An 11,271-nucleotide genomic window follows, 5' to 3' on the forward strand; every position below is an offset into this window, starting at 1 on the left:
TTTGTTAAACTTTTCAACATTTTTCGTTTTGGTGGCAGGAATCCTGTATGCCGTAGCGAATATTAGAGAGCAAGTACAAATCAGGGATCGGGTTTTCTAACCTTTCTTAAGTCTTTTTTTAGAAACGGAATGGAGGGTACCGCATGAAGAAGAAGCTGCTCATCGTAGATGATCAGAATGGCATCCGCATCCTGTTGATGGAAGTGTTCAGCAGTGAGGGATATGAGACGTATCAGGCTTCCAATGGTAAACTTGCACTTGAGATTGTACGTAATGTGACACCTGATTTGGTTCTGCTCGACATGAAGATTCCGGGTATGGACGGTCTTGATATTTTGAAGCATATCAAGAGCATCAATCCTGCGATTAAGGTAATCATGATGACGGCCTACGGTGAGCTCGACATGATCAAGGAAGCGACAGACCTTGGTGCGATCATGCATTTCACGAAGCCCTTTGACATTGATGAATTGCGACAGGCGGTTAACCACCAGCTTCGCTCGACCGGCAATAGCTCGTATGCAGTGGGATCCTGATAAAGGGTCTCTTTTTTCTGAAAAAGTTGCAGTTTAACCGTTTCACTCAAGGGTATTGCTGTTTAACGTTTCAGACTTTGTATGATATAATAGCGCAGTATGACGGAAGGACGACCGCTGTTCTTCGGCACGGTATACATATTAAGGAGGAGAGAATAGAATGCCATTAGTTTCAATGAACGAGTTTTTGCCGCAGGCTAAGGCTAACAAGTATGCGGTTGGGCAATTTAACATGAACAACCTTGAGTTCGCACAAGCCATTACTGAGGCAGCTCAAGAGCTGAATTCCCCGTTCATCTTCGGCGTATCTGAGGGTGCATTGAAGTACATGGGAATCGAGTTCACCGTTGCGATTGCAGAAGCAGCAGCGAAGAAGTCCGGACTTCCGATCGCGCTTCACTTGGATCATGGCAGCAGCTTTGAAGTCGCGATGAAGTGTATCCGCGCGGGCTTCAGCTCCGTTATGTTCGACGGCTCCCACTATTCCTTCGAGGAGAACGTTCGCTTGACGAAGGAAGTCGTGAAGGCGGCTCATGCGATGGGCGTGTCCGTAGAGGGCGAGCTCGGAACAATTGGTGGCGTTGAGGATGATATCTCTGTGGATGAGTCCGATGCGAACCTGGCGAAGCCGGAAGAAGCGATCCGCTTCTACGAAGAGACGGGTGTTGACTGTGTGGCGATCGCGGTAGGTACGGCGCACGGCATGTATGCAGGTGAGCCGAACATCCGCTTCGATATCATTGAGCAGGTAGCAAGCGCTATTCCGGTTCCGGTTGTATTACACGGCGGCTCCGGTGTACCGGATGAGATGATCAAGAGGTCGATTGCTGCTGGCGTAGGTAAGATTAACGTGAACACTGAGAATCAGGTCGCTTGCACGCAGACGATTCGCGACGTCTTGAACCAAGATGCGAAAGTATACGATCCTCGTAAATACCTCACACCTGCCCGCAAAGCAATGGTTGAAGTTGTGAAGTCCAAAATTGTTTTGTTCGGCAGCAGCAACCAAGCTTAATCATTTGTTGACATACGGGAAATACATCGATGCTACGGTGTATTTCCTTTCTCTCTTTTTATCTTCTCGCGAGCATGCTTCGTCGTGCACAGCAATTCGTCGCAGCATAGACCCCTTGTTACACTAATGTTTACGTTCTGTATATGTTAAATTTGTGTGTTATTTTCTTTTTGTTCTTTAAAGTGCTGAAGTAGGGGTAGGGGGAACGACATCGAAATGGAGAAATTGATGATTGCCGGCGGGCGTCCGCTGCGGGGAACGGTTCAGATCAGCGGTGCGAAGAATAGTGCAATTGCACTCATTCCGGCTGCCATACTATCGGAATCGACGGTAACGCTGGATAACTTGCCGGAGCTGAGCGATGTGGCTATCTATTGTGAGCTGCTGGAGGAGCTCGGCGCGACTGTCGAGCGTCAGCAAGACCAGTTGAAGATTGACCCTAGCCGGCTTGTTTCGAAGCCGATGCCTAACGGGAATGTGAAGAAGCTGCGCGCATCGTACTATTTGATGGGTGCACTGCTCGGAAGATTTGGGGAAGCGGTGATCGGCTTGCCGGGTGGCTGCAACTTTGAGCCAAGACCGATTGACCAGCACATTAAAGGGTTTGAGGCGCTCGGTGCGCAGGTTACGACGGAGAACGGTGCGCTGCATATTAAGGCGAAGCAGCTTCAAGGCGCCAAGATTTATTTGGATGTCGTCAGTGTAGGGGCGACCATTAATATTATGCTTGCGGCTTCACGGGCCAAGGGCGTCACAATTATCGAAAATGCGGCCAAAGAGCCTGAAATCATAGATGTAGCCACTTTATTGAACGCCATGGGCGCCAAAATCAAAGGTGCCGGTACGGAAAATATTCGGATCGAGGGTGTAGACAGCATGCACGGCTGCGTGCATTCGATCATACCCGACCGCATTCAAGCGGGCACGTACATGATTGCAGCTGCGGCTACGCGAGGGGATGTCATCATTGATAATGTCATTCCGAAGCATCTGGAGGCGCTGACCGCCAAGCTGCAAGAGATGGGCGTACATATATACGAAATGGATGAATCGATCCGCGTAGTTGGGCAGGCCGAGTATGAGAGCATTGATGTGAAGGCGCTCGTATATCCCGGCTTTGCCACTGATCTGCAGTCACCGATGAGCACGTTGCTTACTCAGACCAAGGGCGTCAGTATATTAAGTGATTACGTGTACTCGAACCGCTTCAAGCATATACCGGAGCTGGCTCGTATGGGAGCGAAGATTAAGCTCGAGGGTCGCTCGGCGATTATTGAAGGTGGTAAGCTCAGCGCGGCCAAGGTGAAGGCGACCGACCTGCGCGCAGGCGCCGCACTTGTCATTGCTGGATTAACGGTGGGCGACGGTGTTACCGAGGTAACCGGTGTCGAATATATCGATCGTGGCTACGATCATTTGGTTATGAATTTGTCCAATCTAGGCGCAGAGGTGTGGCGTCAGCAATCGTAGCTCGCGGATTGTAGATGACTGCCTTTGATGTGTATAGATTTTATCCGTTGTGGGCATTGCTAGAGTATATTTGGATTCGATAGACACTTTAATAGTTTGGTGGTTGGTACTTATATGGACATGCACCTGGCTCAGCTGGAAGCTCTTAAGCTCACCGAGCTGTATAAGCTTGCTAAGAAGCATCAAATTCCGTATTACGGTCAGATGAAGAAGAAGGAATTGATCTTTGCCATTCTTCGCGCTCAAGCAGAACAGGGCGGATTGATGTTTATGCAGGGCGTGCTTGACGTTCTGCAGGAGGGCTTCGGCTTCCTTCGCCCGATCAACTATTTACCTAGCTCAGAGGACATTTATATTTCAGCGTCGCAAATTCGGAGGTTCGATCTTCGTTCAGGCGACATCGTCTCCGGCAAGTGCCGTCCCCCGAAGGAGAATGAACGTTACTTTGGATTGCTGCACGTCGAAGCTGTGAATGGGGAAGATCCTGAGACCGCGGCGGAGCGGCTTCATTTCCCGGCACTTACCCCTCTGTACCCGCAAAAAAAGCTCGTGCTCGAAACATCCCCGACCAAGGTTTCCACTCGGTTAATGGATCTTCTCGCTCCCGTCGGCTTCGGCCAGCGCGGCTTGATCGTAGCTCCACCTAAGGCAGGTAAGACGCTTCTTCTGAAGGAAATTGCCAATAGCATCTCTCTGAATCATCCCGATGTGGAGCTGTTCGTGCTGCTCATTGACGAGCGGCCGGAAGAGGTTACGGACATGCAGCGCTCGGTGAAGGGCGAAGTGATCGCCTCTACGTTCGATGAGCTGCCGGAGAACCATATTAAGGTGGCAGAGCTCGTGCTGGAGCGCGCGCAGCGACTCGTCGAGCATAAGAAGGATGTCGTTATCCTGCTTGACAGCATCACTAGACTTGCCCGTGCCTACAACCTCGTCGTACCACCAACCGGACGTACGCTGTCTGGTGGTATCGACCCGGGTGCGTTCCACCGGCCGAAGCGATTCTTCGGCGCAGCGAGAAATATCGAGGAAGGCGGCAGTCTCACCATACTAGCGACGGCGTTGATCGAGACGGGCTCGCGTATGGACGATGTCATCTATGAGGAGTTCAAGGGGACAGGTAATCTTGAGCTGCACCTCGACCGCAAGCTGGCAGAGCGTCGTATATTCCCAGCTATCGACATTCGCAGGTCGGGAACGAGACGCGAGGAGATGCTGCTCACGAAGGAAGAGCTCGAGAAGGTATGGGCGATCCGCAAAAATATGAACGACTCTCACGAGTATACTGAGGCGTTCCTGAAGAAGTTTGCTGAAACGAAGACGAATCAAGAATTTATGGATGTACTCGAAAAGAACCCCGTTCCAGCTTCTGGTTCCGGCAGCGGTCCGGCATCTGGAGGCAGCGGGGGCGCCGCGCGGCGCGTGAAGCATCCTGTCTCCTAGGAGGACAGCCAGATGAAACTCGTTTATGCGGGAGCGGACGGACATGTGTACGATCATCCCGATTATATCGCGCTAGGGCGGCACGGGGAGCTAGTGACCGAGGTGCTGGAGGAGGAGCTGATCCCACTTCCTGAAGGTGCTACGCTCGTCAGCTTGCCGGACACTCGTCCGCTCGGCCTACATGCACGTACAGGCAATATGGAGGTAGTACCTGGCGACGTTCACGCTGTGGGCGCGCTTCTGCCACAAGGCTTCACCCGGCTACTGCTTCCCGGCTACGTGAAGGCGGATAAGGAGAAGGTGCTTCCCTTGTTCGGCTACACCGCTGTCGTCTGGAAGGACGACGGCTTCTACGTTGCGGCTGAGGCCTGTGACGATCCGGAGCGCTGGAATCCGCGTAACTGCGACCCCGATGAGCTAGAGGTCAAGGTGCAGGGCTTGCTTGCAGCGTATCCAGACAACAGACTGTATCAGCACTTGTCCAACTGTGCGCTGAATTATGAATGCTTGACAGCCTCCAACACGTTCCTGAGTCGCTGGGAAGGTGCAGTGCCGGTGTCGTTCTCCTGTAATGCGGGCTGCTTCGGCTGCATATCCGAGCAGCCTGACGATAGCGGCTTCCCGGCGCCGCAGACGCGAATGAATTTCAAGCCGACGGTCGATGAGGTTGTGCAGGTGATGCTGGAGCACCTGAAGACGCCGGAGAGCATCATCAGCTTCGGTCAAGGCTGCGAGGGCGAGCCTTCCACCCAAGCGAAGATTATAGTCGAAGCGATGCGAGAGGTGCGCAGCCGTACCCAGATCGGATATATCAATATCAATACGAATGCCGGCTTAACCGACCATATTCGTGCCATCGTTGATGCCGGTCTTGATCTGATGCGCGTCAGCACAATCAGTGCATTGGACGATCACTATAACGCCTACTACAAGCCACGCGGATATACGCTGAAGAACGTGGAGAAATCACTGCGCTATGCGGCGGACAAAGGTGTAGCGACGTCGATTAACTACCTGATCTTCCCTGGTGTAACCGACCGCGAGGAGGAGATGGAGGCGATGATCGAGTTCGTCAAGCGCACCGACCTGAAGCTCATCCAGCTTCGCAACTTGAATATTGATCCAGAGAGCTACCTGCAGCTGATCCCGCCTGCTCGGGGCGAGCGCTATGGCATGAAGCAGATGCTCGAGATTTTCCGTGAGGAGCTGCCAGGCGTTGTCCTGGGCTCGTATACACACGCACCGGACGAGCTGCTGAAGCTTCGTACGAAACAGTTGCAACAAGGCTAGCTGTCGTGATATAATCGCTTTTGTGTATTTACGATAACTCTGATTCACATGGTGTTTCAGGGCAAAAGAGGTGAAAGGTTCATGAAAGCAGGAATTCATCCGAAATACCACCAAACAACAGTTACTTGCGCTTGCGGTAACGTGTTTGAGACAGGATCGTTGAAGCAAAACCTCCGTGTAGAGATTTGCTCCAGCTGCCATCCATTCTTCACAGGTAAGCAGAAGTTCTTGGATGCAGGCGGTCGCGTCGATAAATTTAAGAAGAAATACGGCATCTAATGCACGTCCATTTGTTGCCAGCATAAGCACGCCTCTTGTGGCTATTCTAAGATTACATCAGATCTTAGTGCACAGGAGGTGTTTTTTATGTTCATCCGTTTAATCGTCGGTTGGCTTGGGTTGCTTCTGTTCATGCTTCCATTATTAAGTGCGTGTCAGGGCCAAGGGGGATCGAATGTGCGTTCGTATTCAAGGGACGGCGCACTCGGAATCACGGGCGTTAATCCGAATGTACCGCTGAACACAGGCTATCGGTACTACGCGGCCGATATGGCGATGCTGGAAGCGTCTGTGAAGGAGCATTATCCGAATATGGTCGTCGATCTGATTCGTACGAACGGTGTCGACATCAACATTCACTTAATTGCTCCGACTGGAATGTCGGAGGAGGAGATGCGAAGTGTGGAGGCGGAAGCGAATCAATACATGGCTGCGCAATCCCCTACCTACAACACGAAGGTTACGGTGATCGGTTCCAAATAATGCCCTCGAGTTGCTATTTCCCGCCGAATGAACTATACTAAGTCTTGCCGTGCTAGACGGGGAGGTAGCGGTGCCCTGTAACCCGCAATCCGCTGTAGCGGGGTCGAACGCCATCACGAGGTATTGCGATGTAAGGGTTGGGTTTTGAAGCCGGTGTTGAGAGCCGGGTCCTTCGCAATGGATGCCCGTGAACCTGGTCAGGTCCGGAAGGAAGCAGCCATAAGCGGGATGTTTCATGTGCCGAAGGGCAGCCTAGCTTGAGCTGGCGACAAAAATTCCACTTGGATCGTAATATCAAGGTTGGTGCACGGTTTTTACATACGTGTTGCCGTATCCACTACCGTACACACCATTTCGAGCTGAACAAGCTTGGAGTGGTGTTTTTGCTTTTTTGAGCTTTGTTGTCAATGTTCGTCATCATTAGCGGAAGGAAACTTGGGAAGTCAAGGAGAATGTATAGTTGACAAGTGAGCGAGATGCACTCAGTGAAATCGAAATGGAGGTAGAACTGTGCAGCATACTTTGTTATGGCAGCGTTTTACCGATATGTTCTTATCAGATGGCAGTCTTGGCGTTATTCTCGTTGATTCGAGTATGCTTGTAGTTGGGATCAGTGACCGTGCGTGCCGGGTGCTCGGGATGCTTCGGGAGCAGGTGTTGGGTCGACGTATGAAGGATATACTCCAGCATTTGTCCGAGGAGCATCCGTTCGTCGATTCCCGTATTGTGGATGGCAGAGTGGTTAGCAATATGGCCGTCACCTGGACGAACAATCAAGAGCGATTCGAGCTGCTCGTCGATACGAATGTGCTGAAGGACGAGGCTGGCGGCGTTGCTGGCGCTTGCGTCATATTTAAGGATGTAACGAATCTCCGTTCCTTGGAGGACCGATTCCAGCGTAGCGACAGACTTGCGATGATCAGTCAAATTGCCGCGGGTACAGCTCATGAGATTCGAAATCCGCTCACGGCGGTTAAGGGCTTTTTACAGGTTTTTCAGAAAATGTTCCAAGAGCAGGGTATGGACCGGGAGAATGGCTACACCGAGGTTATGCTGTCAGAGGTTAATCGCATTAATGAGCTTGTGAATGAATTTTTGCTCCTCAGCTCGCCAAGGAAAGCGAACTATGAGCGTGTCTCCATGTCAGAGGCTGTAGAAGAGCTAATGCCTGAGCTTCAGTCTGAAGCCGACATGAGGCGTACGAAGATTACATATGAGCGTGTGAGCCAGAACAGTAATTCCTTCATCTTGGCGGACAAAAATCATGTGAAGCAGCTATTGCTGCATATGGTGAGGAACGGAATCGAAGCCATGGGCGACGGTGGCGAGCTCGTCATCACGGAGAAGCGGCACGACGCCGAGGACAAGGTTATTGTTGAAATCCGGGATACTGGATCTGGCATACCGCTATATGTCATTGATAAAATATTTGATCCCTTCTTCACGACGAAGCAGGATGGCACAGGGCTAGGTCTATCGATCTGTCAGCGTATTGTCCATGATATCGGCGGGCACATCCGCGTATCGTCGAAGGGGTACGGAACGACCTTCACCATCATCCTCCCTATAGCGTGACAGCTTCAATCCTGCCGCCAAGTGTTGTATACTAGTAAGGATAAACGAGCAATGGAGAGGGCAAGATGGCACATATCGCGTTATATCGTACTTGGAGGCCGCAGTCATTCGAAGACATGGTCGGTCAGAAGCATATTGTCCAAACCTTACAGAACTCGCTTCGTGAAGGTCGGTTCAGCCATGCCTACTTGTTCAGCGGTCCTCGAGGCACCGGTAAAACGAGTGCGGCCAAAATTTTGGCCAAAGCTGTCAATTGCCAGAACGGCCCCGGCGTAGAGCCCTGCAATGAGTGTGAGGCTTGTCGGCGTATCACGGAAGGCTCCGTGATGGATGTAGTCGAGATCGACGCAGCCTCGAATCGAGGCGTGGAGGAAATTCGCGACATTCGTGATAAAGTCAAGTATGCCCCCACCGAGGTTCGCCAGAAGGTGTATATTATTGACGAGGTGCATATGCTGACGACAGAGGCGTTCAATGCGCTTCTGAAGACGCTGGAGGAGCCGCCTTCTCACGTCATGTTCATTTTGGCTACAACTGAGCCTCACCGATTGCCAGCAACGATTATATCCCGTTGTCAGCGATTCGACTTCCGCCGCGTTGCGTTAACCGAGCAGGTGGAGCGCTTACGCGAGGTGTGTGAGAAGGAAGGGATCGCGGCTGAAGAGGAGGCGCTTGCGTTCATTGCTCGTCTGTCGGATGGCGGCATGCGTGACGCGCTCAGCTTGCTGGATCAGGTGATCGCCTTCTCAGGAGCCAGAATTACTTATGACGATGTGTTATCCATCACGGGCGGCATGGCCTCGGACCAATTCGAGCAATTGGCGTATGCGGTTCAGGCTCGGGACATTGCGTCTGCGCTCGCACTCATTGATGCCTTCATGCAGGAGGGCAAGAGTGCGGATAAGTGTATGGAGAACCTGGTCTACTACTTCCGTGATCTGTTAATGGTTAAGCTGGTACCGAACTCGGACGCGCTGACGGAGAGAATTCTAGACGTGAGGCACTTCGCTAAGGTGGCGGACCAGTTCGAGGCAAGCTCACTGATGACGATGATCGATACGCTGAACCGCTACCAATCGGAGATGAAATATTCGGTGCAGCCGCAGACGATGCTGGAGATCGCCGTGATGAAGCTATGCAGCGGTGTCACTGCCGATTCAACTGGGGCGGCCACGACGAATGCTTCGGTAGAGCCTTCCGCATCCAGTGCGGTTGTGTCTCAACTATTGAATCGGATCGAACGCCTGGAGGGTCAGCTAGCTTCCATCGCCAGCAAGCAGAGTACAGCTCCGGCGGCGGGCTCTTCCTCGGGAGGTGGCTTCGGCGCGGCTGTGAGAGCTGCTTCGCCATCGGTTACCTCAAGGAAGACGCTGGATAAGATCGATGCATACGTGGCCGGACAGCAATCGCCCGAATTCCGTGAAGCGGCTAAGCTCTGGAGTCAAGTGCTGTCACGCGTGAAGGAAATGAAAATAACCGTGCATGCTTGGCTTGTCGATGGAGAGCCGGTATCGGCGGCTGATGGGAATCTGCTCGTTGCCTTCAAGAGCGCCATGCATCGTGAGACGACGGAGAAGCCTGCGAATAAGCAGCTGATCGAACAAGCGTTGCAGCACGTGCTGGGGCATCCGTATAAGCTCGTGACCGTCATGATGAAGGACTGGAGAGCTGCTGCCGATGCGAAGGTGCCGGAGCCTCCGAAGGAAGAGATGAAGCTGATCGCTGAGGATGAGCCTGGTAGCTCGCCGAAGGAAGAGTGGATTGATGAAGCGATTCAGCTGTTTGGCGAGGAGCTTGTCGTGATTAAGGATGAAGGCTGATCATTATAAACGATACATATAAGGAGAGATGACAAGATGAATAACATGAACCAGATGATGAAGCAGGTTAAGAAGATGCAGGAGCAGATGCTGAAGGCGCAAGAGGATCTGGCGGGCGTTACTGTCGAAGGTACAGCAGGCGGCGGTGTTGTCACAGTTACCGTTAATGGTCAGAAGAAAGTAATTGGCGTAGCCATTAAGCCAGAGGCAGTAGACCCAGACGATGTCGAAATGCTGCAGGATCTCGTGCTCACTGCCATTAATGATGCGATGACGAAGGCTGAGGAGACTGCCTCCAAAGAGATGTCGAAGCTTACTGGCGGCATGAACATTCCAGGCTTGTTCTAGGCTAAGTAGGTCGCTTCGCTTGCTGCAATCGCGGCATATTCGATAGTCATTGACCATACCAACTTGCAAGGGGCGACTGTGTTGTTTTACCCTGAACCGTTAGCGAAATTGATTGATTCCTTCTCACGACTGCCCGGAATCGGGCCGAAGACAGCCGGACGACTCGCCTTCCATGTGCTGCGTATGAAGGAGGACGATGTGGTCGATTTTGCGAAGGCGCTCGTCAATGTGAAGAGGAACTTGAACTACTGCTCCATCTGCTGCAATATTACGGACACAGACCCTTGCCGCATCTGCCAGGATAAGAGCCGTGACGTGTCGACCATATGTGTCATTCAGGAGCCGAAGGATCTCGTTGCTATGGAGCGGACGAAGGAATATAACGGCTACTATCACGTGCTACACGGTGCGATCTCTCCGATGGAAGGGATCGGGCCTGATGAGATTCGGATCGCTGATTTGCTGAAGCGACTAAGCGACGAGCGGGTTCAGGAATTGATTCTGGCCACCAATCCGAATATTGAAGGGGAAGCGACGGCGATGTATTTGTCTCGTCTTGTTCGTCCGTTCGGTCTGAAGGTTACACGTATTGCTCATGGTCTGCCGGTTGGCGGAGACCTTGAATACGCTGACGAGGTGACGTTAACGAAGGCGCTTGAGGGTCGTAGAGAGCTCTAGCTTGCCGGACCCGGAATAGTCTTGCTGAACAGGTGCTTGCGCCTGCTTGGCAGGACTTTTTTTGGTTCTATCCCTAAGCCTTGTCCTATATGTATGTAATATAAGATGAAGCGTATAGGGGGCATGAGTGCTATGGTACAGTGGAGATGGCAATGGTGGAAGGAGTCTGAGCAGCAGGTCGCAGCTCGTGCGTTAAGGGAGGAGCACCTTTTGCTTATTCATGAGATCCGTAAGGCGCATATGGAGTGGGAAGTTGCGCGGAGTCGATTCGAATATGCGCTGGAGAAGGAGCAGGTGGATTATGCGGTCTATGCGCTAGAGGCGGCAGAGAAGC

General features: G+C 52.2%; 12 protein-coding genes and 1 other RNA gene (1 of these 13 only partly in view). All 13 read left to right on the forward strand.

All coding sequences use genetic code 11. The features are described 5' to 3' along the window. Window positions 1-143 precede the first annotated feature (143 nt). Window positions 144-536: a response regulator gene (locus PAE68_RS02650; protein ID WP_281883788.1), complete on the forward strand. Its 393-nt coding sequence runs from the start codon at window positions 144-146 to the stop codon at window positions 534-536. Between the two features lie 160 nt (window positions 537-696). Continuing rightward, entirely contained in the window at window positions 697-1,551 is an 855-nt protein-coding gene (fba, locus tag PAE68_RS02655; RefSeq protein WP_281883790.1) for a class II fructose-1,6-bisphosphate aldolase, read from the forward strand. A 216-nt stretch (window positions 1,552-1,767) separates the two neighbouring features. Further along, window positions 1,768-3,021, forward strand: a complete 1,254-nt coding sequence (locus PAE68_RS02660) for a UDP-N-acetylglucosamine 1-carboxyvinyltransferase (protein ID WP_281883793.1) — start codon at window positions 1,768-1,770, stop codon at window positions 3,019-3,021. A gap of 114 nt (window positions 3,022-3,135) precedes the next feature. After that, complete coding sequence (rho, locus tag PAE68_RS02665) at window positions 3,136-4,464, forward strand: transcription termination factor Rho (protein ID WP_281883795.1); 1,329 nt, start codon at window positions 3,136-3,138, stop codon at window positions 4,462-4,464. A 12-nt stretch (window positions 4,465-4,476) separates the two neighbouring features. Next, window positions 4,477-5,754: a radical SAM family protein gene (locus PAE68_RS02670; protein ID WP_281883797.1), complete on the forward strand. Its 1,278-nt coding sequence runs from the start codon at window positions 4,477-4,479 to the stop codon at window positions 5,752-5,754. A gap of 81 nt (window positions 5,755-5,835) precedes the next feature. Then, window positions 5,836-6,033 carry a 50S ribosomal protein L31 gene (gene rpmE, locus PAE68_RS02675; RefSeq protein WP_281883799.1) on the forward strand — a complete coding sequence of 66 codons (198 nt, stop codon included), beginning with the start codon at window positions 5,836-5,838 and terminating at the stop codon, window positions 6,031-6,033. Between the two features lie 87 nt (window positions 6,034-6,120). Next, complete coding sequence (locus PAE68_RS02680; protein WP_281883801.1) at window positions 6,121-6,516, forward strand: hypothetical protein; 396 nt, start codon at window positions 6,121-6,123, stop codon at window positions 6,514-6,516. Window positions 6,517-6,563: 47 nt separating this feature from the next. Further along, an RNA gene (gene ffs, locus PAE68_RS02685) (signal recognition particle sRNA large type) lies at window positions 6,564-6,827 on the forward strand. Window positions 6,828-7,026: 199 nt separating this feature from the next. Next, window positions 7,027-8,091, forward strand: coding sequence for an ATP-binding protein (locus PAE68_RS02690; protein ID WP_281883804.1), 1,065 nt, complete (start codon window positions 7,027-7,029; stop codon window positions 8,089-8,091). Window positions 8,092-8,156: 65 nt separating this feature from the next. Then, the gene (dnaX, locus tag PAE68_RS02695) at window positions 8,157-9,911 is read left to right on the forward strand and encodes a DNA polymerase III subunit gamma/tau (RefSeq protein ID WP_281883806.1); all 1,755 of its coding nucleotides are present in this window, start codon (window positions 8,157-8,159) and stop codon (window positions 9,909-9,911) included. Between the two features lie 36 nt (window positions 9,912-9,947). Continuing rightward, complete coding sequence (locus PAE68_RS02700) at window positions 9,948-10,259, forward strand: YbaB/EbfC family nucleoid-associated protein (RefSeq protein ID WP_281883808.1); 312 nt, start codon at window positions 9,948-9,950, stop codon at window positions 10,257-10,259. An 81-nt stretch (window positions 10,260-10,340) separates the two neighbouring features. After that, the gene (gene recR, locus PAE68_RS02705) at window positions 10,341-10,937 is read left to right on the forward strand and encodes a recombination mediator RecR (RefSeq protein WP_281883810.1); all 597 of its coding nucleotides are present in this window, start codon (window positions 10,341-10,343) and stop codon (window positions 10,935-10,937) included. 132 nt (window positions 10,938-11,069) lie between these two features. After that, on the forward strand, window positions 11,070-11,271 hold the 5' portion of the coding sequence (locus PAE68_RS02710) for a DUF2508 family protein (RefSeq protein WP_281883812.1). 89 nt of this gene lie beyond the right edge of the window; the window shows 202 of its 291 coding nt (coding positions 1-202); its start codon is at window positions 11,070-11,072; its stop codon lies beyond the right edge, outside the window.

Origin of the sequence: Paenibacillus sp. YYML68 (assembly GCF_027923405.1) — a bacterium.
In the GTDB taxonomy this organism is placed as follows: Bacteria; Bacillota; Bacilli; order Paenibacillales; family NBRC-103111; genus Paenibacillus_G.

Bases quoted from the DNA above. Each gene is read 5' to 3' on its own strand.
- PAE68_RS02650 (WP_281883788.1), top strand. From the start codon at position 144: ATGAAGAAGAAGCTGCTCATCGTAGATGATCAGAATGGCATCCGCATC.
- fba (WP_281883790.1), top strand. From the start codon at position 697: ATGCCATTAGTTTCAATGAACGAGTTTTTGCCGCAGGCTAAGGCTAAC.
- PAE68_RS02680 (WP_281883801.1), top strand. From the start codon at position 6,121: ATGTTCATCCGTTTAATCGTCGGTTGGCTTGGGTTGCTTCTGTTCATG.
- PAE68_RS02700 (WP_281883808.1), top strand. From the start codon at position 9,948: ATGAATAACATGAACCAGATGATGAAGCAGGTTAAGAAGATGCAGGAG.
- rho (WP_281883795.1), top strand. From the start codon at position 3,136: ATGGACATGCACCTGGCTCAGCTGGAAGCTCTTAAGCTCACCGAGCTG.
- rpmE (WP_281883799.1), top strand. From the start codon at position 5,836: ATGAAAGCAGGAATTCATCCGAAATACCACCAAACAACAGTTACTTGC.
- dnaX (WP_281883806.1), top strand. From the start codon at position 8,157: ATGGCACATATCGCGTTATATCGTACTTGGAGGCCGCAGTCATTCGAA.
- PAE68_RS02660 (WP_281883793.1), top strand. From the start codon at position 1,768: ATGGAGAAATTGATGATTGCCGGCGGGCGTCCGCTGCGGGGAACGGTT.
- PAE68_RS02670 (WP_281883797.1), top strand. From the start codon at position 4,477: ATGAAACTCGTTTATGCGGGAGCGGACGGACATGTGTACGATCATCCC.